We start from the raw sequence: 23,713 nt of genomic DNA on the forward strand, positions 1-23,713 counted from the left end.
CATGGCCAACCCGTTCGACGACGACAGCGGCGTCTTCCGCGTCCTGGTGAACGACGAGGGCCAGTACTCCCTGTGGCCCGACTTCGCCGCCGTCCCGGCCGGCTGGGAGAGCGTGCACGGCCCGGACACCAGGACCGCCTGCCTGGAGCACATCGAGCGGAACTGGACGGACATGCGCCCGCGCAGCCTGGCCGAGGCCATGCGCGGAGCCGGCGACTGATGGCGCCCCGGCCGGCCGTGGAGGACGTCCTCCCCCTGTCGCCGACACAGGAGGGGATGGTCTTCCACGCCCTGTACGACGAGCACGCCCCGGACGTCTACACCGGACAGCTGGTCATCCGGCTCGAAGGGCCGCTGGACCAGGGCCGGCTGCGCACCGCCGCCGACGCCCTCCTGGCCCGGCACGCCAACCTCCGGGCCGCGTTCCGCACCCAGCGGTCGGGCCGGCGGGTGCAGGTCGTCGCCGGCGGCATCCGCACGCCCTGGCGCGCCACCGACCTGACCGGCCTGCCGCCGGCCGAGCGGCAGACCGCGTTCGAGGACCTGCTCGCCCGGGACCGCGAGACCCGCTTCGACCTCGCCCGCCCCCCGCTGCTGCGCGTCCGGCTGGTGGCGTTCGGGGACCGGGACCACCGGCTGCTGATCTCCTCACACCACCTCCTGTGGGACGGCTGGTCCGCGCCCGTGCTGGTCCGCGAGCTCTTCCGCCTCTACACCTCGGGCGGCGACCCGGCCGCCCTGCCCCCGGTCCGGCCCTACCGCGACTACCTCGCCTGGCTGTCCCGCCAGGACCGCCCCGCCGCCGAACAGGCCTGGCGGGCCGCCCTGGACGGCCTCGACGAACCCTCCCTCATCGCCCCCGAGGCACGGGACCTCCCCGCCGGGCAGCCGGAGCGGCACGTCGTGGAACTCTCCGAGCGCGAGACCACGGCCCTCACCGCCACCGCCCGCGCCAACGGGGTGACCGTCAGCACGGTGCTCCAAGGGCTGTGGGCGGTGCTCCTCGCCCGGCACACCGGCCGGCCGGACGTCGTCCTCGGCGCCACCGTCTCCGGCCGCGACGCCGACGTCCCCGGCATCGAGTCGATGGTCGGACTGTTCATCAACACCCTGCCGGTCCGCGTCCGGTTACGCCCCGCCGAGCCGCTCGCCGACCTCCTGAGGCGCCTCCAGTCCGAGCAGGCGGCGCTGCTGGGCCACCAGCACCTCGGACTCACCGGCATCCAGCGGGCCACCGGCCAGGGCCTCCTTTTCGACACCCTGCTGGTGTTCGAGAGCTACCCCATCGACGACGACGGCATCGCCCGCGCCCTCGGGCCCGACGGCCCCCGGATGACCGAGGTGTCGGTCCGCGACGCCACCCACTACCCGCTCACCCTCACCGCCCTGCCCGGCGACCGGCTGACCCTGACCTTCAGCCACCAGCCGGCGGCCCTCGACGCCGCGACGGTGAGCGGCGTCGCGGCCGCGTTGCACCGGCTGATACGGGCGTTCACGGAGGAGCCCGATCGACTGGTGGGGCGGCTGGACACGGCCTCGCACGAGGAGCGCCGCGCCGCCGCCCCGGACCAGCGGCCCACCACCGTCCGCGACCTCTTCGAAGAACAGGCCGCCCGCACGCCGCTGGCCCCCGCCGTCCACCACGGCGACACGACCCTCACCTTCGCCCGACTGGACGCCGCCGCCGACGCCTTGGCCGCCGCCCTGCTCGCGCGCGGTGCCGGGCCCGAGTCCGTCGTGGCCGTCGCCCTGCCCCGCGGCCCGGACCTCGTCACCGCGCTGCTGGCCACCCTCAAGTCCGGGGCCGCCTGCATGCCGGTCGACCCGTCCTACCCGCCCGAACGCATCGCCCTCATGCTGGCGGACGCGCAACCACGGCTCGTGGTGAGCGACCAGGAGACCGCCCGGCGACTCGCCCTCGACCCGGAGTCGGTCTGCGACCCCGGCGAGACGGCCACCGCCGTACCGCGCCCGCCGCTGTCCCCCGACCACCCCGCGTACGTCGTCTTCACCTCCGGCTCCACCGGCCGCCCCAAGGGCGTGCTCGGCACGCAGCGGGCCCTGGCCAACCGGCTCGCCTGGGGCAGGACCCTGACGGACGGCCCGGCCGGCGTGCGCGTCGCCAAGAGCCCGATCAGCTTCATCGACGGCCTGACCGAACTGCTCGGCGCGCTGGTCGCGGGGGAGGCCGTGGCCCTCGCCGACGACGGGACGACCGGCGACCCCACCGCCCTCGCCGCGCTGGCCTCCCGGCACCGCGCCACCCTGCTCACCGCCGTCCCCAGCCTCTACACCACCCTCGTCGAGTCCGCCCCGCCCGGCAGCTTCGGCTCGGTCCGCACCTGGATCTCCAGCGGCGAACCCCTCACCACCGACCTGGCCCACCAGCTCACCGCCCGCTGGCCGAACGCCCGCCTGGTCAACCTCTACGGCTGCTCGGAGGCGGCGGGCGACAGCCTCGCCCATGTGCACGCCGGTGACGAGAGAGGGGCGGGCCGACGGGACGCGGACCCCGCGGAGCCCCGGCAGCGAACCGCCGGAACCGTCCCGCTCGGGCGGCCGATCGCCGGTACCCGGGTCCATGTTCTCGACCCCTTCCTGCGCCCGGCCCCCACCGGAGCGGTCGGGGAGCTGTATCTCGCGGGGGACGGGCTGGCCCGCGGCTACCTGAACCAACCCGGCCGCACCGCCGAACGGTTCGTCGCCGACCCCTTCGGGCCGCCCGGCAGCCGCCTCTACCGCACCGGCGACCTGGCCCGGCTGCGCCCCGACGGCACGGTCGAGTTCCTGGGCAGGGCCGACCAGCAGGTCAAGATCCGCGGCTTCCGGGTCGAACCCGGCGAGATCGAGGCGGCGGCCCGTGCCCTGCCCGGTGTGCGCGCGGCCGCGGTCGTGGCCCGGGAGGACGGAACGGCGCCCCGGCGGCTCGTGGCGTACGTCGAACCGGACACCGGTGCCAGCCGCCGCCCGGACCCGGCCGGCCTGCGCCACGCCCTCGCCGAGCGGCTGCCCACCCACCTCGTACCGGCCGCCGTGGTCGTCCTGGAGGCGCTGCCGCTGACCCCCAGCGGCAAGCTCGACCGCCGCGCACTGCCCGCCCCCGACTTCACGCGGGCGAGCACCTTCGACCCGCCGCGCACCGAACCGGAGAAGGCACTGTGCGGCCTGTTCGCCGAGGTCCTCGGAGTGGAACGGGTCGGCGTCCACGACGACTTCTTCGCACTCGGCGGCGACAGCATCGTCTCGGTCCGGCTGGCCGACCGGGCCCGCAGGGCCGGACTCGGACTCTCGCCCCGGGACGTGTTCACCCACCGCACCCCGGCCGGTCTCGCCCGCTCCCTGCCGGACGGCACCGCCCCGGAGGAGGAGTTCTCGGCGACCGCGGAGCCACTGGTGTCGCTCAGCCGGTCGCAGCTCGACAACGTCAAGGCGAGGTGGAGGAGCCGATGAGCACAGAGCCCGCCGGCGCGGCGGACGACGGGTCCCTGGTCGAGGACGTCCTGCCGCTGTCCCCGCTGCAACAGGGCCTGCTGTTCCACGCCCTGTTCGACGAGGGCGCCCAGGACGTCTACACCATGCAGTCCCTGGTGGAGATCGAGGGCCCGCTCCGCCCCGAACTGCTGCGCACCGCCGCCGAGGAGCTGTTCGCCCGGCACGCCAACCTGCGCAGCGCCTTCCTGCACGAGGACGACATGGACGAGCCCGTGCAGGTCGTCCTCAAGCAGGTCCCCGTCGACTGGCGGGAGGCGAAGGCGGCCGACGAGGCGGAGGCCGAGCGGCTCGTCGCCGCCGACGCCGCCGCCCGCTTCGACCTCACCGACCCCCCGCTGCTGCGCCTGACCCTGATCGACCGGGGCGGCGACCGCCGGCTGCTGGTCCTCACCAACCACCACCTGCTGCTGGACGGCTGGTCCGTGCCCCTGCTGGTGCGGGAACTGCTCCAGCTGTACGCCGCCCAGCTCGCCCCCGGCCGCTCGGCCCCACTGCCCGCCGTACGGCCGTACCGGGACTTCCTCGCGTGGCTGGCGAGCCGCGACCGGGAGGCCTCCGGACGGGCCTGGCGCCAGGCGCTGTCCGGGGCGGCACCGACCCTGCTGGCCCCCTCGGCCGCCGGCCTGGTCCCCGTACCGCCCGAAGTGCACACGCTGCGGCTGTCCGAGGAACTCACCGCGGACGTGCAGCGCACGGCCCGCGACCTGGGCGTCACCGTCAACACCGTCGTGCAGGGCCTGTGGGCGCTGCTGCTGGCGCGGCTGACCGGCAGGGACGACGTGGTGTTCGGCGCGACCGTGGCCGGGCGCCCCGCCGGACTCGCCGGCGTGGAGTCGATGATCGGCCTGTTCATCAACACCGTGCCCGTGCGGGTGTCCGTACCCCCCGGGGAGGCGGCCGCCGCCTTCCTGCGCCGCGTGCAGGACGAGCAGTCCCGGCTGATGGACCACCAGTACCTCGGCCTCACCGAGATCCAGCGCCTCGCCGGATCCGGCGACCTCTTCGACACCCTGCTGGTCTTCGAGAACTACCCGGTCGACCAGGACGCGGTGGCCCGCGCGGAGGCGGAAGCCGGGCTGCGGATCCTCGACGTGAAGGGCTCCGGCGCCACCCACTACCCGCTGACCCTCGCCGTGCTCGCCGAGCGGCGGCTCGGCGTCGTCTTCGAGTTCCGGCCCGACTGCTACGACCGGACGACGGTGGAGCGGCTCGCCGGGCGGTTCGAGCGGCTCGTCCGCGCGGTGGTGGCCGCCCCCGGCACACCGCTGGCGGCGCTGGACGTACTCGCCCCCGAGGAGCGGGCCGAACTGCTGGCGCGCGGCGCGGCGGAGCGGCTGCCCGCCCCGTACGCCACGCTGCCCGAGGTGCTCCAGGCACAGGCCGCCCGGACACCGGACGCGGTGGCCGTCGTCGGCGGCGAACAGCGCCTCACCTTCGCCGAGTTGAACACCGAGGCCAACCGGCTGGCCCGGGTGCTCGTCGCGTCCGGTGCCGGGCCGGAGCGGATCGTCGCGCTCGCCCTGCCGCCCACGCCCGACACGATCACCGCGCTCCTCGCCGTGCAGAAGGCGGGCGCGGCCTATCTGCCCCTCGACCCCGCCTGGCCCCCGGAGCGGATCGCCGGCATGCTCACCGACGCCCGCCCGGCCGCACTGATCGCCACCACCGGCACCGCCCCCGGCCCGGACATCCTCGGCGACATCCCCGTCCTGCTGCTCGACGACCCCGGCACCCCGCAGCGCCTCGCGGACGCGGACGGCACCGACCTCACGGACACCGACCGCGGCGGACCGCTGCTGCCCGAGCACCCCGCGTACGTCATCTACACCTCCGGCTCCACCGGCCGCCCCAAGGCCGTCGTCGTGCCGCAGCGGGCCATCGTCAACCTGTTCGCCGCGCACCACGCCGCCCTGCACACCCCGGCCACGGCGGCGGCCGGCGGCCGTCCCCTGCGCGTGGGCCACGCCTGGCCGACGGCCTTCGACGCGTCCTGGCAGCCCATGCTGTGGATGTTCGCCGGGCACGAACTGCACCTGGTGCCCGAGGAGATCCGCCGCGACCCGGACGCCCTGCGCGGCTTCCTCGCCGAGCACCGCATCGAGTTCATCGAGCTGTCCCCGTCCCTGCTCGCCGAGGTCGTCGCGCGCGGCGGCGACTGGCGGGCCGGGCTGAAGGTCCTCGGTGTCGGCGGCGAGGCCGTACCGCCCGACCTGTGGCGCACCCTGCGCGAGACGGACGGACTGGCCGCGCACAACCTGTACGGGCCCACCGAGTGCACCGTCGACTCCGCGGACTGCGACCTCGCCCTCAGCGACCGGCCCGCGATCGGCCGCCCCGTGGCGGGCGCCACCCTGTACATCCTCGACGGGCACCTCAACCCCGTACCGACCGGTGTCGACGGTGAGCTGTACATCGCCGGCGAGGGGCTGGCCCGGGGCTACCTGGGCCGGCCGGCGACCACCGCGAGCCGCTTCGTCGCCGACCCGTTCGCCACCCGCCCCGGGGCACGCATGTACCGCACCGGCGACATAGCCCGCTGGACCCGGGACGGCCTGGTGGAATGCCTCGGACGGATCGACGACCAGGTCAAGATCCGGGGCTACCGCATCGAACCCGGCGAGATCGAGGCGGTCCTGCTCGACCACGCACTCGTCGAACGCGCCGCGGTCGTCGTCCGCGAGGACACCCCGGGCGTCCGCCGCCTGGTCGCCTACGTCGTGACGGCCCCGGCCGCTCCGCCCGCCGGGGAGACGGCGGAGCTGCTGCGCCGGGCGGCGGCGGCCGTCCTGCCCGACTACATGGTGCCGTCGGCGTTCGTCCCGGTCGACGCGTTCCCCCTCACCCTCAACGGCAAGCTGGACACCGCCGCCCTCCCGGCCCCCTCCCGCACCGCCGGGCCCACCGCCCAGCCGCCGCGCAACCCGGCCGAGGAACGGCTCGCCGCGCTGTTCGCGCAGGTCCTCGGAGTGGACTCGGTCGGCGTGCACGACAGCTTCTTCGCGCTCGGCGGCGACAGCATCGTCTCCATGCGGCTGGTCGGCCGGGCCCGCGCGGCCGGGCTGGCCCTCTCGCCGCGCGATGTGTTCGAGCGGCCCACCGTCGCCGCGCTCGCGGAGGCCGCCGGTGCCGCCCGGCGCCGGGAGGCGGACCCGGACGCGGGCGTCGGCGACATCCCCCTCACTCCGATGCTCACCCGGCTCGTCGCCCCGAACCGCCACTTCCTCACCCTCAGCCAGGCCCGCTTCCTGCGCACCCCGCCCGGCATGGACCTCGACGGGCTGCACCGCACGGTCCAGACGGTCCTGGACCGGCACGACCTGCTGCGCTCCACACTCACCAGGGACGAGGACGGAACCCGGCACCTGCGGATCGCACCGCCGGGCACGGCCCGCGCCGCCGACTGCGTACGCCGCACCGACGCCGCACGGCTGGACCACGCCACCATCGGCACCCTCGTACCCGGCGCCTTCGAGAACCTGGCCGCCGAACTCGACCCCGCCGCCGGGACGGTGGCCCGGTTCCTGTGGTTCGACACCGGGCCGGACCGCGAGGGGCGGCTACTGGTCGTCCTCCACCACCTGGTCACCGACGCCGCCTCCTGGGGCGCCCTCACCGCCGATCTCGCCGCGGCCTGGCACGGCACACCACTCCCGCCGCCGGGCACCACCTTCCGGGAGTGGGCCCGGGCACTGCGCTCCGAGGCCGTGTCGGAACGCCGCACGGCCGAACTCGCCCACTGGACAGCGGTGTCGGACCGGCCGGAGCCGGCCCTCGGCGCCGGACCGCTGGACCCCGCCCGGGACACCCACGCCACCGTGCGCCACCACTGGACGACGCTCGCCCCGGACCTCACCGCACTCCTCACCGCGCACCCCGTGCCGGACGTCCTGCTGACCGCGCTGGCCCTCGCCGTGCCGGAGTGGCGACGCGAACTCGGCCGGGCCACCGCGGACGACTCCCTGCTGATCGCCCTGGAGGGACACGGCCGCGAGGAGCAACTCCTGCCGGGCGCCGACCTGTCCGGCACCCTCGGCCTGTTCACCACCGTCTTCCCGGTCCGCCTCGACCCCGGCGACGCGGCCCCCGCGCAGCAGCTGCGGCGCGTCCGGGACCAGCTCGCCGCCCTGCCCGACAAGGGCATCGGCCACGGCCTGCTGCGCCACCTCAATCCGGACACGTCCGCCGTCCTCGCCCCGCTTCCGGAGCCGCAGATCGCGGTCAACTACCTGGGCCGCATGAGCCTCGGGGAGCAGGCGGAGCACGCCGCGTTCACCAGCGCCCCCGAGACCGGCGCCCTGGGCGCGTGGGCCGACCCCGGGACACCGGCCCCCTACCCCCTGGTCGTCGACGCGGTGATCGACGACGGGAAGGACCCCGGCGGCCCGGTCCTCACGGCGTGCTGGCACTGGCCGGAACGGCTCTTCACCCAGGCGCAGATCGAGCGGCTGGGCGAGCTGTGGACCGCTTCCCTCGAACGGCTGCTGAAAGGCGGACACCAGTGACCGAGACCCAGGCGGACCGGCCCGGCGACCTCGCGGCACGCAAGCGGGAACTGCTGCGCCGCAGGCTGGAGAGCGCGGGCCTCGCCCACACCCCCGCCCGGGCCGAACGGATCCCGCCCCGACCCGCGGACACGGCCCGACTGCCGCTGTCGTACGCCCAGTCCCGCATGTGGCTGCTCCAGCAGCTCGACCCGGCCGGCCCGGCCTACAACGTGTGCCTGGCCATCCGGCTGCGCGGCCCTGTAGACGCGGACGCGCTGCGCACCGCCCTGGCCGGGCTGCTCACCCGGCACGAGGTGCTGCGCACCCGGTACCCCACGGCCGACGACGGAACTCCGCACCAAGTCGTCGACAAGGTCGCCGACTTGGCCTTCGAGGAGGCCGACCTGCACGGGCTCCCCCCGGACGAGCGGGACCGGCGCGCCGACGCCCTCGCCCGTGCCGCCTCCGCGACCCCCTTCGACCTCACCGCCGACCACCCCCTGCGCGCCCTGCTCCTCCGGCGCGCCGACCAGGACCACACCCTCGTACTGACGGTGCATCACATCGCCTGGGACGGGGGCACCTTCAACGCCCTCTCCAGGGACCTGAGCGCCCTCTACCGGGCCGCCGTCACCGGAGCCGACGCCGGGCTGGAGCCCCTGCCCGCGCAGTACGCCGACTTCGCCCTCTGGCAGCGCACCACCTTCACCGACGAACGGCTGGCCGGCCACCTCGACCACTGGCGCACCCACCTGCTCCCGCCGCCCCGCCCCCTGGACCTGCCCACCGACGCGCCCCGCACGCCCCGGCCCACCGCGCACGGCGACCGCCGCTTCCGCACCTTCGCGCCCGAGGTCACCGACCGGCTCACCGCCTTCGCCCGCACCACGGGCGCGACCCCGTTCATGGTGCTGCTCGCGGGCCTGGCCGCACTGCTCCACCGCCTCACCGGAGCCACCGACATCCCCATCGGCTCGGCCGTGATGAACCGCGACCTGCCCGGACTCGACCGGCTCATCGGCAACTTCGGCAACACCCTCGCCCTGCGCGCCGACCTCGACCGCGACCCCGGAACCGCCGAACTGGTCGCGCGGGTACGCACGTTGTGCACCGACGCGTACGCGCACCAGGACATGCCGTTCGACCTGCTCGTGGAGAGGCTGCGGCCCGAGCGGCACCCGGGCCGGGCCGTCTGGTTCGACGTCATGCTGCTCTTCCTCACCCAGGGGCTCCAGGGACCCGAGCTGCCCGGAGTGAGCGCCGAGTGGGAGACCGTCCACAACGACACCACCCAGTTCGACCTGTCCCTGGAAGCCTTCCTCACCGGCGGGCGGCTGCGCATCGAGGCCACCTACCGCAGCGGCCTGTTCACCCCGGAGACCGTCGACCGGCTGCTGGCCCGGCTGGAGACGCTGCTCGCCGCCGGGCTGGCCGACCCCGAACAGCCCGTGTCCCGCCTGCCGTTGATGTCCGGGGCCGAGGAACAGCAGGTCCTGACGGAGTGGAACACCACCGCCCGGCCGGTCCCCGGCACCACCCTGGCCGCCCTGCTCGCCGAACAGGCCGCCCGCACCCCCGACGCACCCGCGCTCACCTTCGACGACCTCACCCTCGGCTACGCCGCACTCCACGCACGCGCGGCCCGCCTGGCCCGCCTGCTGGTCGCCCACGGCGCCGGCCCGGAGCGACGCGTGGCCGTGGCCCTCGACCGGGGACCCGACCTGGTCGTGGCGCTGCTCGCGACACTCCAGGCGGGCGCCGCCTACGTCCCGCTCGACACCGGCTACCCCGCCGAACGCCTCGCCGTGATGATCGAGGACGCCGCCCCGGCGCTCGTCCTGACCTCCACCGCCGCCGCGCACAAGGTCCCCGCCCCGGCGGCACCGACGCTCCTGCTCGACGACCCCGCCCTGCGCGAACGCCTGGCGGCCCTGGACCCCGCCGCCCTCTCCGACGCGGAGCGGCTCGCGCCGCTGCGCCCCGAGCACCCCGCGTACGTCATCTTCACCTCCGGCTCCACGGGCCGCCCCAAGGGCGTCGTCGTCCCGCACGCGGCGATCGTCAACCGGCTGCTGTGGATGGCGGACACCTACCGGGTCGGCCCCGGCGACCGGGTGCTGCAGAAGACACCGGCGAGCTTCGACGTGTCCGTCTGGGAGTTCTTCCTGCCGCTGATCACCGGAGCGGCGCTGGTGCTCGCCCGCCCCGGCGGCCACCGCGACTCCGCCCACCTCGCCGAGCTGATCCGCGAACAGCGCGTCACCACCGCCCACTTCGTCCCGTCGATGCTGCGGGTCTTCCTCGACGACCCGCACGCCGAGCGGGCCCGGGGCGTGCTGCGCCGGATCGTGTGCAGCGGCGAGGCCCTGCCGACGGACCTCGCCGAACGCTGCGCCCGCCTGCTGGACGGCACCGAACTGCACAACCTCTACGGCCCCACCGAGGCGGCCGTGGACGTCACCGCGTGGCCGTGCGCCGACGGCACCGGCTCCGTGTCGGGCTCCGTGCCGATCGGACACCCGGTGTGGAACACCCGCACCCTCGTGCTCGACGCGTCCCTGCGCCCGGTGCCGCCCGGCGTCCCGGGCGAGCTGTACCTCGGCGGGTCCCAGCTCGCCCGGGGCTACCTCGGCCGGCCCGCCCTGACCGCCGGACGCTTCGTCGCCGACCCCTACGGCCCGCCCGGCGCCCGCCTCTACCGCACCGGCGACATCGTGCGCTGGACCGTCCACGGGGCGCTGGAGTTCCTCGGCCGGGCCGACGACCAGGTGAAGATCCGCGGCTTCCGGGTCGAGCCGGGCGAGACGGAGGCCGCGGCGACCGCGCTGCCCGCCGTGTCCCAGGCCGCGGTGACCGTACGCCAGGACACCCACGGCGACCCGCACCTGGTGGCCTACGTCGTCCCGCGCCCCGGCGCCCGCCCCGAACCGCAGCGGATCCGGCGGGACCTGGCCGACACCCTGCCCGGCCACCAGGTGCCCTCCGCCGTCGTCGTGCTGGACGCCCTGCCGCTGACCCCCAACGGCAAACTCGACCGCGCGGCCCTGCCCGACCCCGACCTGTCCGCGCTCACCACCGCCGACGCGCCCCGCACCCCGGCCGAGGCTTCCCTGTGCCGCCTCTTCGCCGACCTGCTCGGGCTGCCCTCCGTGGGCGTCCACGACGAGTTCTTCGCCCTCGGCGGGCACTCCCTCCTCGCCACCCGGCTCGTCGCCCGCGTCCGCGCCGAGCTGGGCGTCGCCCTGCCGCTGCGGGCCGTCTTCGACACACCCACCGCCGCCGCCCTCGCACCCTTCCTGGAGACCCCCGCCCAGCGGCGGCCCCCACTGCTCCCGGCCCGGCGCCCGGACCGGGTGCCGCTGTCCTTCGCGCAGGCCAGGCTGTGGTTCCTGTACCGGCTGGAGGGGCCCACCCCCACCTACAACATCCCCACCGCCGTCCACCTCACCGGACCGCTCGACCCCGCAGCCCTGCGCGCGGCGCTCCAGGACGTCGTGGACCGGCACGAGGCGCTGCGCACGGTCTTCCCCGACGACGACGGCGTCCCCCGGCAGGAGATACGCACGGACACCGCCGTCCCCTTCGAGACCGTGACCGCGTCCGTCGGTGACCTCGACGCGCTCATGAGCGAGGCCGCTGCCCACTCCTTCGCCCTGGACCGCGAGATCCCCGTCCGCGCGACCCTGTACGCCCTCGCCCCCGGCGACCACGTCCTGCTCCTGCTCGTCCACCACATCGCCACCGACGGCTGGTCGGCCGAACCCCTGCTGCGCGACCTGGAGACCGCCTACACCGCCCGGCTGCGCGGCACACCCCCCGTGTGGCCGCCGCTCGCCGTGCAGTACGCCGACCACACCCTGTGGCAGCGGGACCTCCTCGACGAGGAGTACACCGCCGAGGAGGTGCGCTACTGGGCGCGGCGCCTGGACGGGCTGCCCGAGGAACTCCAGCTGCCCGCCGACCGGCCCCGCCCGCCCGTGCCCGGATACCGGGCCGGTGCCGTCGACTTCACCCTCGACGCGGCGACCCACCGGGCCTTGCGGGACCTGTCCGCCGAGGCGGGCGGCACCGTCTTCATGGCGCTCCAGGCCACCCTCGCCGTGCTGCTCGGCCGGCTCGGCGCCGGCGATGACATCCCCCTCGGCACGCCGGTGGCCGGGCGCGGCGACCCCGTCCTGGACGACCTCGTGGGCCTGTTCGTCAACACGCTCGTGCTGCGCACCGACGTCTCGGGCGCCCCGACGTTCCGTGCGCTGCTCGCCCGGGTGCGCGAGAACGACGTGGACGCCTACGCCCACCAGGACCTGCCCTTTGAACGGCTGGTGGACGCGCTCGGGCCCACGCGCTCGATGGGCCGCCACCCGCTGTTCCAGGTGATGCTCGCCCACCAGCAGGCCCCCACCGGCCGCCGGGACTTCGCCGGACTCACCCTCACCGAGCGACGCGTCCCCTTCTACACCGCCAAGACCGACCTCGCCTTCCACGTGTTCGAGCGGCCCGACGCCGACGGCATCGACGGCTCCCTGGTGTACAGCCACGACCTGTACGACCCGGACACCGCGCGGGAGATGACCGAGCGGTTCGTCCGCCTGGCCGGTGAGCTGGCCCGCCACCCGGACCGCCCGGTGGCCGCCGCCGACGTCCTCACCCCGCGCGAACGGGACCTGCTGCTGGGGGAGTGGAACGACACCGCGCGCCCCATGCCGGCCACCACACTGACCGCCCTGGTGGAGGAACAGGCCGCCAGGACCCCGCACCTGGTGGCCGTCGAGTACGGCATTCCCGGCGGCACGGCCCTCACCTACGGCGAGCTCGACGCCCGCGCCAACGGCCTCGCACGGCAGCTCATGTCCCTCGGGGTGGGCCCGGAGCGCCGCGTCGGCATCCACCTGGAGAGGTCCGTGGAGATGGTCGTCGGGCTGCTCGCGGTGCTGAAGGCGGGCGGGGCCTTCGTCCCGCTGGAGCCGTCCTGGCCGGCCCGGCGCATCGCCGAGGTGTGCCGCGGCGCGGCCCTGACCGCCGTACTCGGCCGGCCCGGCGACGACGGCCTCCTGGGGGAGGACGCGCCGCCCGTCGTCGAGGTCGCCCTGGACGGACCCACCGCGGAGAACCCCCGGGTGCACGTCGACCCGGAGGGCCTCGCCTACGTCATCTACACCTCCGGCTCGACCGGCGTCCCCAAGGGCGCGATGATCCGGCACCGGGCCATCGCCCACCGGCTGCTGTGGCAGCGCGGCCTGCTCGGCTTCGGCACCGACGACGCGGCCCTGTTCAAGGCGCCGCTCGGCTTCGACATCTCCATCAACGAGATCTTCCTGCCCCTCGTCAACGGCGGCCGGGTGGTGATCGCCGAGCCCGGCGGCGAACGGGACGTCGACTACCTCCTCGACACCGTCGAACGGCACCGGGTGACCTTCACCTACCTGGTCTCCTCGATGCTCGACCTGCTCCTCGAACTGGACGGCTTCGCCCGCCGCGCCGCCTCGCTGCGCCACGTGTGGTGCGGCGGCGAGGTGCTCACCCCAGAACTCTTCGCCCGCTTCCGCGCCGCGAGCGAGGCGGTGATGTACCACGGCTACGGACCGGCCGAGGCCACCATCGGCGTCAGCCACGTCGTCTACCGCACCGGGGCGATCCGCAGCGCCGTCTCCATCGGCCGGCCCAACTCCAACACCCGGCTGTACGTCCTGGACGACCGGCTCCAGCCCGTCCCGGTCGGCGTCCCGGGCGAGCTGTACGCGGGCGGTGTCTACCTCGGTCGCGGCTATGTCAACGACCCGCGCCGCACCGCCGGCCATTTCGTCGCCGACCCGTTCGGCCCGCCCGGTGAACGCCTCTACCGCACCGGCGACCTGGTCCGGTGGCAGCGCGACGGCACCCTGGAGTTCCTGGGCCGCGCCGACAACCAGGTGAAGATCCGCGGCATGCGCGTCGAGCTGGAGGAGATCGAGGCGATCCTCGAACAGCACCCGGGCGTCCGGCGCGGTGTGGTGGTGATCCGCGAGGACGCGCCGGGCGTCAAGCAGCTCGCCGGGTACTACCTGGCCGCCCACGGCCTCGGCGAGCTGCACGGCTGGTTGCGGGACCGGCTGCCGGAACACATGGTGCCGCGCACCCTCACCGCCCTGGACGCCTTCCCGCTGCTGCCCTCCGGCAAGGTGAACCGGGCCGGGCTGCCCGCGCCCCGCAGCGCCGTCACCGCCCCGGCACGGGAGCCCGCGAACGCACGCGAGCGGCAGCTGTGCGAGCTGTTCGCCGCCGTCCTCGGCCTCGAACAGGTCGGCGTCGACGACAACTTCTTCGAGCTGGGCGGCGACAGCATCGTCTCCATCCGCCTCGTGACCCTGGCCCGCAAGGCGGGGATCGCTCTCAGCCCCCGGCAGGTCTTCCAGTCGCCCACACCCGCCGGACTGGCCGCGGCCGCCGAAGCCGCCCGCAAGCCCACCGCCACGGCCGCCGACGATCCGGTGGGGGAGGTGCCGCTCACCCCCGTCATGCGGTGGACGGCCGGCCCCGACGGCTCCTACGGCGGCCTCGCCCAGGCGGTCCTGCTGGTGACCCCGCCCGGCCTGACCGACGACACCGCCACCGCCGTGTTCCAGGCCCTCCTGGACCGCCACGCCATGCTCCGCGCCCGGCTGGCCGGCGACGGCACCCGGCTCCTGGTGCCCGCCCAAGGGGCCGTGGACGCGGGGGAGTTGCTGACCCGGGCGCACGGGACGGTCGAGGAGGAGCTGGCCGGGGCGGTGGAGCGCCTCGACCCCCGGGCCGGACGCATGCTCCAGGCCGTCCGGTTCGACACCGGCCGGCTCCTCCTGGTGGCGCACCACCTGGTGGTCGACGGGGTGTCCTGGCGGATCATCACCGACGACCTGGCCGAGGTCTGGCAGGCGGTACAGGCCGGTGCGGTCCCAGGGCCGGGCCGCGTCGGCACGTCGTTCCGCACCTGGAGCAGGCTCCTCGCCGAAGAGGCCCGCACACCGGAGCGGATGCGGGAACTCCCGTACTGGGAAGCCGTCCTGGACGGCGCGAGCCCCCTGCTGGAGCACGCTCCCGAGCTGCCGGGGCCCGTCCGGGAGCAGAGCCTCGTCCTCCCCGACGAGATCACCACCCCCCTCCTGACGACCGTGCCCGCCGCCTACCGGGCCGCCGTCCCCGACGTGCTGCTGACCGGCTTCGCGCTGGCCGCCGCCGTCTGGCGGGAGCGGCGCGGGGACCTCGCGGACCGTTCGCTCCTCGTCCAACTGGAGGGCCACGGACGCGAGGAGGACCTCGCCGAGAACGTCGATCTCTCCGCCACGGTCGGCTGGTTCACCACGTTCCACCCCGTCGCCCTCGACCCCGGCCCGGTCGACCTCGACGAGGCCCTGTCCGGCGGCCCGGCCGCGGGCACGGCCCTGAAACGCGTCAAGGAGCAGCTGCGCGCCGCACCGGACCACGGCCTCGGCTACGGCCTGCTGCGGCACCTCAACCCCTACACCGCCGCCGAACTGGACAAGCGCCCGCAGCCGCAGATCGTCTTCAACTACCTCGGCCGTTTCACCGCCTCCGCCTCCGGCGACGAGCCCTGGCAGCTCGCCCCCGAGGCGCCGATGCTCCGCGTGCCGCAGGACGGCGGGCGGACCGCCGCCTCCGCGCTGGAGATCAACACCGTCGCCGTCGAGGAGAGCGGCGGCGTCCGGCTGCACGTCTCCGCGTCCGCCCCGCAGGCATTCCTCGCACCGTCCGAGACCCGAGCCCTGCTCGCGCTGTGGGAGCGGGCCCTGAGGGGCCTGGCGCGGCACACCGAGGACGCCCGTGCGGGCGGACTCACCCCCTCGGACCTGCCCTTGGTGGCCCTGACCCAGGAGGACATCGAGGACTTCGAGAACGCCTTCGAGAACCACAGCGACGCCTTCGAGTACGACAGCGACGACTTCGAGTACGACAGCGACGACTTCGAGAACCACAGCGACGACCTCGACGACAACGATGGCTTCTGAGCGACAGCGGAGGAACCGGTGACGCAGCACCCCCCGACCGCGGACGAGCTGCTCCGTACGGTCACCGACACATTCGGCTCGGACACCCCGCCGGGCGAGGACGACAGCCTCATCGCCTGGGGCCTGGACTCGATCACGCTGATGAGGATCGCCGGCTCCTGGCGCAAGCAGGGCGTCAAGGTCGGCTTCGCCGAACTGGCCCAGGAACCCACCCTGCGCGCGTGGCGCGCCCTGCTCGCGTCCCGGATCCGGACTCCCGAGCCGGGGGCCGGGCCCACCGCCGAGGCCCCGGCCCCGGAACCCGGTGAGCCCTTCCCGCTCGCCGTGATGCAGCACGCCTACTGGATCGGCCGCGGCGACGACACCACGCTCGGCTCCGTCGCCGCGCACCTGTACGTCGAGTTCGACGGCTCCGGCGTGGACCCGGACCGGCTCGACACGGCCGTGCGGGCCCTGGTCCGGCGGCACGGCATGCTCCGGGCTCGCTTCGGCGACGACGGCCGCCAGCAGATCCTGCCCGGCCTCACCCGCCCGGCCACCGCCGTCAACGACCTGCGCGCCCTCGACCCCGAGACGGCCGCGGCCAAACTGGAGGACGTCCGGCACTCCTCCTCGCACGCCCGGCTCGACGTGGGGGCCGGCGAGGTGTTCTCCGTGCAGCTCTCCCTGCTGCCCGGCGGCCGCAGCCGGCTGCACGTGGACGTCGACATGCTCGCCGCGGACGCCCTCAGCTACCGCGTCCTGCTCTCCGACCTCGCCCGGCTCTACCGCGACCCCGAGGCCGCGCTGCCGCCGATCCGCAGCAGCTACCCGGCCTACCTGGCGGAACGCACGGAGGTGCGGCGGCTGAGCCGGGAGCAGGCGCAGGCCTGGTGGCAGCGCCGGATCCCCGAGCTGCCCAGCGCGCCCGACCTGCCGCTGGTGCCCGAGGGGGAGCGCGCCGACCCGACCCGCGTGACGCGGCGGCACCATTGGCTTCCGCCGGCCGAGAAACGGCGTCTGGCCGCCCGCGCCCACCAGCACGGGCTGACCCCCGCGATGGCCGTCGCGACCGCCTTCGCCGAGGTGCTGGCCGCCCACAGCGGTCAGCCCCGCTTCCTGCTGAACGTCCCCATGTTCGACCGGCGCGGCTCCCACCCCGACACCGACCTGCTCGTCGGCGACTTCACCAGCTCGGTGCTGCTCGACGTCGACCTGGCCGAGCCGGCGACGTTCACCGAGCACGCCCGGCGGCTCCAGGACCGCATGCACACCGACGCCGCCCACGCCGACTACTCCGGCGTGGAGGTGCTGCGCGACCTGACCCGGCTGCGCGGCGAACAGGTCCTCGCGCCCGTGGTGTTCACCAGCGCCCTCAACCTCGGCGAGCTGTTCGACCAGGAGGTGCGCGGCTCCTTCGGACAGCCCGCGTGGATCATCTCGCAGGGCCCGCAGGTGCTGCTCGACGCCCAGGTCACCGAGGTCGACGGGGGGCTGCTCGTCAACTGGGACGTCCGGGAGGACGCCTTCCCCGCCGGACTGGTCGACGCGATGTTCGCCGCGTTCCACGGACTGGTCACCCGGCTCGGCACCGAGGACGAGGTCTGGGACCGGCCGGTGCCCGCCCTGCTGCCCGCGGAGCAGTCGGCGGTCCGCACGGCGGTGAACGCCACGGCCGCGCCGCGCAGCCACCGGCTCCTCCACGACGGCTTCTTCACCCACGCCGCCGAACGGCCCGAGGCCCCCGCACTGCTGTGGGGCACCGACGGCGCCCTCTCCTACGGCGAGCTGGCCGACCGGGCCCTGCGGTGCGCCGGGGCCCTGGCGCACCGGGGCGTGCGGCCGGGCGACACCGTCGCGGTGAGCCTCCCCAAGGGGCCCGACCAGATCACCGCCGTCCTCGGCGTGCTGGCCGCGGGCGCCGCCTACGTACCGGTCGACGTCGAGCAACCGCCCGCCCGCCGCGACCGCATCCGCGCCACCGCCGGCTTCCGCCTCACCCTCACCGACGGCCGCACGAGCGAGGACGGCCTGCCGGTCCGGGAGGCTATCCGGCACGCCCCCCTGCCCGCGCCCGCGCCGGTGGACGAGGAACAGGTCGCCTACGTCCTGTTCACCTCCGGCTCCACCGGGGAGCCCAAGGGCGTCGAGGTGCCGCACCGCGCCGCCATGAACACCATCGACGACCTCGACTCACGCTTCGAGGTGGGCCCGTCGGACCGCTGCCTCGCCCTGTCCGCGCTGGACTTCGACCTCTCCGTCTACGACGTGTTCGGACTGCTGAGCGCGGGCGGCGCCGTGGTCCTGGTCGAGGAGGCGGACCGGCGCGAGGCCCGGCCCTGGGCGGAGCTGGTGCGCACGCACCGGGTGACGCTCGTCAACTGCGTCCCGCCACTGCTGGACATGCTGCTGCTCGCCACCGGGCCCGGCGAACTGGCCGGTCTGCGCGCGGTGCTGCTCGGCGGGGACTGGGTGGGCACCGACCTGCCCGGACGGCTCGCCGAACGCGCACCGGGCTGCCGGTTCGCCGGACTCGGCGGCACCACCGAGACCGCGATCCACTCCACCGTGTGCGAGGTGCCGGACGCCCGTGTGCCCGCGCACTGGCGGGCCGTGCCGTACGGGACGCCGCTGCGCAACGTCCGCTGCCGGGTCGTCGACCCGCGCGGCCGGGACTGCCCGGACTGGGTGCCGGGGGAACTGTGGATCGGCGGGGACGGCGTGGCGCTCGGCTACCGGGGCGACCCGGAGCGCACGGCCGGGAAGTTCACCGAGGCCGACGGCGTGCGCTGGTACCGCACCGGCGACCTCGCCCGCTACTGGCCGGACGGCACACTGGAGTTCCTCGGCCGGCGCGACCACCAGGTGAAGCTGCGCGGCTTCCGCATCGAACTCGGCGAGGTGGAGGCGGGGCTCGCCGGGCATCCGGCGGTGCGGCGTGCCGTCGCCGGGCTGACCGGCGGACCCGGGGTGCAGCTGGCGGCCGCGGTGGCCGCCGAGCCCGGGACGGCGGAGGAGGAACTGCGGCAGTGGGCGCGCTCGGTGCTGCCGCCCCACATGGTCCCGGCCCGGGTCGCCGTCGTCGAGGAGCTGCCGCTCACCGCCAACGGCAAACTCGACCGCCGCGCCGTCCGGGTGCTGTGGGAGACGCCGGAGCCGGGGGAGGGGGAGCGGCAGGCGCCCGGCAGCGCCCTGGAGACGGTCGTCTGCCGTGTGTGGGCCGACGTCCTCGGCGTCGAACGGGTCGGCCTCGACGACGGGTTCTTCGCGCTCGGCGGGGACTCGGTGCTCGCCACCGTGATCGTGAGCCGGCTGCGGGAGGCCCTCGACACCTCCGAGGTGTCGGTGCGGGCCCTGTTCGCCACCCTCACGGCGGGCGGCATGGCCGAGCGGCTGGCCGCCGAGGAGCACACCCCGGGACGGCTGGAGCAGGTCGCCGCCCTCCACCTGGAGATCGAGGGCATGTCGGCGGAGGAGGTCGACTCGGCGCTGCGTGACGGCTGAGCGACGCCGGAGCGGCGGGGCGCCTCACGCGCCCCGCCGCTCCGGTCCCCCTCGGGACGCCCGGCCTGCCGGCCCTACTTGTCCAGCTTGGCGAACCCGGTCTCCAGGTTGTCCAGCGCCCACGGGATGCCCAGCACGGACGGGCTGCGGAGCTGGCTGATGGTCGCCACGTCGGTCACGACGTAGCGGTCCTCCTTCACCGCGGACATGTTCTTCACCAGCGCGCTGGACTCGAAGGCCTTCCTCAGCTGCGGCGTGGTGAACGCGATCACGACCAGGTCCGCGTCGAGCTTGTCGAGCTGCTCGAAGGACAGCTCGCCGGTGGGGCTGCCGCTGACCGTCTTGATGTTCTTCACCGACGGGGTCAGGCCCAGCCCGACCTCGCTCATCAGCTTGGCCGCGAAGTCCTCCTCCGAGGCGATGGTGAAGATCTTGGCCGGGGTGTTGCCGATGGACAGGCTGTAGGTCTTGCCCTTCAGGCCGGGGTGCTCGGACCTCACCTCGGCGATGCTGTCCTCGGTGTCCTTGATGGCCTTCTCCGCCTGCTTCTCCCGGCCGACGGCCTTCGCCACCACCTGGACGTGCTCCTGCCAGGTCTGCTTGCCCCACGCCGTCTCGTAGCCGATGGTCGGCGCCACCGCGGAGAGCTTCTTGTAGTTCTTCTCCAAGGTGAAGTCGGAGGTGGCCAGGATCAGGTCGGGCTGGAGGGCGGCGACCTCCTCGAAGTCGACCCCGTTCATGGTGTCGAGGAGCTTGGTCTTCTTGGTGTCGACCCGGTCCTTCAGCCAGGGGTGGACGCCGTCGGCCGCGAAGGCGTCCTTGGAGACGGCGACCGGCGTGACCCCGAGGGCGTACAGCGCGTCGACGTCGTCCGTGCCGCCGTCGCCGATCACCACGATCCGCTGCGGTTCCTCGGTGATCTTCGTGCTGCCGAACTTGTGCTTGATGGTGACGGGGAAGGCGGACGAGGAGCCCGCCTTCGCGTCGCCGGAGGAGGGGTCGGAGGAGGTGCCGGAGTCGTCCTTGACGGAGCCGCAGGCTGCCAACCCGGCGGCCAGGGTGACGGTGAGAAGGGTGGTGAGGAGCTTTCTCGGCATGCGCGTCCCTTGTCGCCGGGGTACTGGCAGGAGTCGTACGGCCGTCAGTAAAGCAAGGTAAGGCTTACCTCAGCAACGGTTTCCGGACAATCTCCGCCCGCTCGTGCTGATGTGACGGAGCGTCAGTTATGGACGCGCCGTCAGATACCCTCCCATCGTGCGGAAGTAGTCGGTCGCGGCGTACTCCGCGCCGTCCTCCGTGCGCAGCCGGCGGATGACGAGCCCCGGGCAGCGGCCGGTGTGCGCCTCGGGGCCGGCCACGATGACCACGCCGTCGCCCTCGCGGATGAAGATCCGCCCGGGCGTGCCGCCGTAACGGCCCTCGGACACGGCGGCCGAGGTGATCCGCAGCCGCTTCCCGCGGTGGAAGGTGTACGCGTTCGGATACGGGTCCGACTGGGCGCGCACGAGCCGTTCCAGGCGCTCGGCCGGCCAGGTCCAGTCGATGCGGCTGTCCTCCGCGGAGCGCTTGTGGAAGAAACTCGCCCTGGAGCGGTCCTGCGGCTGCCACCGTCCGGCGTCCCGGCCCGTGGCGATGAGGTCGAGAGACTCGCGCACGATCGGGGCGATGAGGTCGACGGTCCGGTGGAACAGGTCGGTCGCGGTGTCGGCGGGCCCGACCGGTACTGCTCGCTGCACCAGGATGTCGCCGGCGTCGAGCTCGCCGTTCATGCGGTGCGCGGTGACGCCGACGCGCTCCTCGCCGTTGATCAGCGCCCAGATGATCGGGGAGAAGCCGGCGTAGGACGGCAGCAGCGAGTCATGGATGTTGAGGGTGCCGTGCGGCGGGAGGTCGAACACCTCCGGGGGCAGCCAGGTGCGCCAGTTGTTGGCCACGATGAGGTCCGGCCCCGACTGCCGCAGGGCGTCGAGGAGTTCGGGATCGTCGGGGCGGTTGCGCAGGAGGACGGGGACGTCGTGCTTCTCGGCGAGTTCGGCGACGGAGTCGTCCCAGATCTTCTCGTAGGCGTGGTCGCTCTTGGGGTGGGTGACGACGAGGGCGACCTCGTGGTCGGAGTCCAGCAGGGCCTGGAGCGTGCGGTGACCCCAGGTCTGGTAGCCGAACATGGCGACGCGCATGCGGTTCTCCCTCTCCGGCGGCTCCATTGCAAGGTAAGGCTAACCTTATCTAACATGTGGCTGCCTGAGGGAGGCGATGCCACGGTGAACTCACCGCTCACGGGATCGGACACCACGGACACCACCTACGACGTCCTCGGAATCGGCTTCGGGCCGTCAAATCTCGCCCTCGCCATAGCGATCGAGGAACACAACGCGGGTGCTGCGCCGGAGGACCGGCTCAACGCCCTCTTCCTGGAACGCCAGCCGCGCTTCGGCTGGCACCGGGGCATGCTCATCGACGACGCCACGATGCAGGTGTCCTTCCTCAAGGACCTCGTCACCCTGCGCGATCCGGCCAGCGACTACAGCTTCCTGTGCTTCCTGCGCGAGCGCGGCCGGCTCGTCGACTTCCTGAACCAGAAGACGCTCTTCCCCCTGCGGGTGGAGTTCCACGAGTACTTCGAGTGGGCCGCCGCACGGGTACGGCACCTCGTGGCCTACGACCGGGAGGTGACCGCCGTCGACCCGGTGCGCGACGAGTCGGGCACCGTCACGGGCTTCCACGTGGTCTGCGGCGCCTCCGGCGAGACGTACCGGGCCCGCGACCTGAGCGTCGCCGTCGGCCTGGAACCGCATGTGCCGCCCGGCGTCGAACTGTCCGAACGCGTCTGGCACAACAGCCAGTTACTGCCCCGCGTCACCGAACTGCTCGACCGGCGCACGCCGGTGCGCCGGGCCGTCGTCCTCGGCGCGGGCCAGAGCGCCGCCGAGACGGTCGACTACCTGCACCGCTCCTTCCCCGAGGCCGAGGTCTGCTCGGTCTTCGCCAAGTACGGCTACACCCCGGCCGACGACAGCCCGTTCGCCAACCGCATCTTCGACCCGGAGGCGGTGGACGTGTACTTCACCGCGCCCTCCGAGATCAAGCAGTCCCTCTTCGACTACCACCGCTCCACCAACTACTCCGTCGTCGACATGGACCTCCTGGAGTCGCTGTACGCCACCTCCTACCAGGAGAAGGTGACCGGCCGGGAGCGCCTGCGCTTCCTCAACGTCTCCCGGATACGGGACGTCCGGTCGCGCGCCGACGGCCTGCTCGACGTCGTCGTGGAGTTCCTCCCCACCGGCGAGCAGCGGGTCCTGGAGGCCGACCTGCTCGTCCACGCCACCGGCTACCGGCCCCGGGACCTCACCACCCTGCTCGGCGAGGCGGCCAAGGTCTGCCTGCGCGACGACGAGGACGCGATCCGCGTCCGCCGCGACCACCGCGCGGAGACCGCCCCGGACGTGACGGCCGGCATCTACCTCCAGGGCGGCACGGAGCACACGCACGGCCTCACCTCGACACTGCTGTCGACGACGGCGATCCGCGCGGGCGAGATCCACCGCTCCCTCCTCGACCGGAGAGCGGCGGGCGTCCGACCCCGTCTGCTGAACTGAGGGCATGACGTCCCCGCCCAGCCGGATCCCGCGCGCACTCGACCGCTTCCACACCGCCCGCCCCTGGGACCACAACGCCCACTTCCACCCCTGGATCCTGCGGCAGCTCCCCGCGCGACTGGGGAGCGCCCTGGACGTGGGGTGCGGCAGCGGCGACCTCGCCCGGCTGCCGGCCGGCCGGGCCGGGCGCGTGCACGGGATCGACGCGGACCCGGCGATCACCGCCCGGGCGCGCGAACTGACCCCCGCGTCGGCCCCGGTGACGTACACGGTGGCCGAGGCGCCGGACGGGCTGCCCGATGCCGCGTACGACGCCCTCACCTGCGTCGCCGTCATCCACCACCTGCCGTTCACCGAGGCCCTCACGGCCTTCCGCGACCGTCTGGCCCCCGGCGGGACTCTGGTGGTCGTCGGTGTCCACCGTGCGGAGGATCCCGTCGACCACCTGCTCTCCTTCGTGTCCGTCCCGCTCAACATCGTCATGGCGCTGCTGAAGAACCGGGGCCGCAGGGTGGCCCGCCCGGTCGCGATGACCGCCCGCACCCGGGCCGCGGACATGACGTTCTCCGAGATCGCCCGCGAGGCGCGCACCGTCCTGCCCGGTGCGCGCCTGCGCCGACGTCTGTTCTGGCGCTACACCCTGGTGTGGCGCCGCCGTTGACCGGCCGCCGCG

Annotated in this window: 9 protein-coding genes; 7 read left to right on the top strand and 2 right to left on the bottom strand. The window is 74.3% G+C overall.

Going from position 1 to position 23,713, the window contains the following annotated elements:
- The first annotated feature begins 1 nt into the window (after nt 1).
- Genes ABZ386_RS07845 through ABZ386_RS07865 form a run of 5 tightly spaced genes read left to right on the top strand, consistent with a single transcriptional unit; the run spans nt 2 to nt 19,441 of the window.
- The gene (locus ABZ386_RS07845; RefSeq protein WP_355724849.1) at nt 2-220 is read left to right on the top strand and encodes an MbtH family protein; all 219 of its coding nucleotides are present in this window, start codon (nt 2-4) and stop codon (nt 218-220) included.
- Nucleotides 220-3,450, top strand: a complete 3,231-nt coding sequence (locus ABZ386_RS07850; protein WP_358964173.1) for an amino acid adenylation domain-containing protein — start codon at nt 220-222, stop codon at nt 3,448-3,450. The genes ABZ386_RS07845 and ABZ386_RS07850 overlap by 1 nt, the downstream gene beginning before the upstream one ends.
- Entirely contained in the window at nt 3,447-7,994 is a 4,548-nt protein-coding gene (locus tag ABZ386_RS07855; RefSeq protein ID WP_358964175.1) for an amino acid adenylation domain-containing protein, read from the top strand. The genes ABZ386_RS07850 and ABZ386_RS07855 overlap by 4 nt, the downstream gene beginning before the upstream one ends.
- A complete protein-coding gene (locus tag ABZ386_RS07860; RefSeq protein WP_358964177.1) occupies nt 7,991-15,958 on the top strand; it encodes an amino acid adenylation domain-containing protein in 7,968 nt (2,655 codons plus the stop codon). The genes ABZ386_RS07855 and ABZ386_RS07860 overlap by 4 nt, the downstream gene beginning before the upstream one ends.
- An 18-nt stretch (nt 15,959-15,976) precedes the next feature.
- Nucleotides 15,977-19,441 carry an amino acid adenylation domain-containing protein gene (locus ABZ386_RS07865; protein WP_358964180.1) on the top strand — a complete coding sequence of 1,155 codons (3,465 nt, stop codon included), beginning with the start codon at nt 15,977-15,979 and terminating at the stop codon, nt 19,439-19,441.
- Between the two features lie 74 nt (nt 19,442-19,515).
- Here the strand turns inward: ABZ386_RS07865 and ABZ386_RS07870 are convergent, their stop codons facing one another.
- Both ABZ386_RS07870 and ABZ386_RS07875 read right to left on the bottom strand, forming a co-directional pair.
- A complete protein-coding gene (locus ABZ386_RS07870) occupies nt 19,516-20,538 on the bottom strand; it encodes an iron-siderophore ABC transporter substrate-binding protein (RefSeq protein ID WP_351336424.1) in 1,023 nt (340 codons plus the stop codon).
- A gap of 126 nt (nt 20,539-20,664) precedes the next feature.
- Complete coding sequence (locus ABZ386_RS07875) at nt 20,665-21,618, bottom strand: methionyl-tRNA formyltransferase (protein WP_358964182.1); 954 nt, start codon at nt 21,616-21,618, stop codon at nt 20,665-20,667.
- 84 nt (nt 21,619-21,702) lie between these two features.
- On the opposite strand from ABZ386_RS07875, the gene ABZ386_RS07880 reads away from it, so the two are divergent.
- Both ABZ386_RS07880 and ABZ386_RS07885 read left to right on the top strand, forming a co-directional pair.
- Nucleotides 21,703-23,040 (top strand): SidA/IucD/PvdA family monooxygenase, encoded by a 1,338-nt coding sequence (locus ABZ386_RS07880; RefSeq protein ID WP_356504823.1) that lies wholly within the window; start codon nt 21,703-21,705, stop codon nt 23,038-23,040.
- A 4-nt stretch (nt 23,041-23,044) separates the two neighbouring features.
- Nucleotides 23,045-23,701: a class I SAM-dependent methyltransferase gene (locus tag ABZ386_RS07885; protein WP_358964185.1), complete on the top strand. Its 657-nt coding sequence runs from the start codon at nt 23,045-23,047 to the stop codon at nt 23,699-23,701.
- Nucleotides 23,702-23,713 lie beyond the last annotated feature (12 nt).

The sequence above is a fragment of the Streptomyces sp. NPDC006140 genome, from assembly GCF_040628815.1.
Lineage (GTDB): Bacteria > Actinomycetota > Actinomycetes > Streptomycetales > Streptomycetaceae > Streptomyces.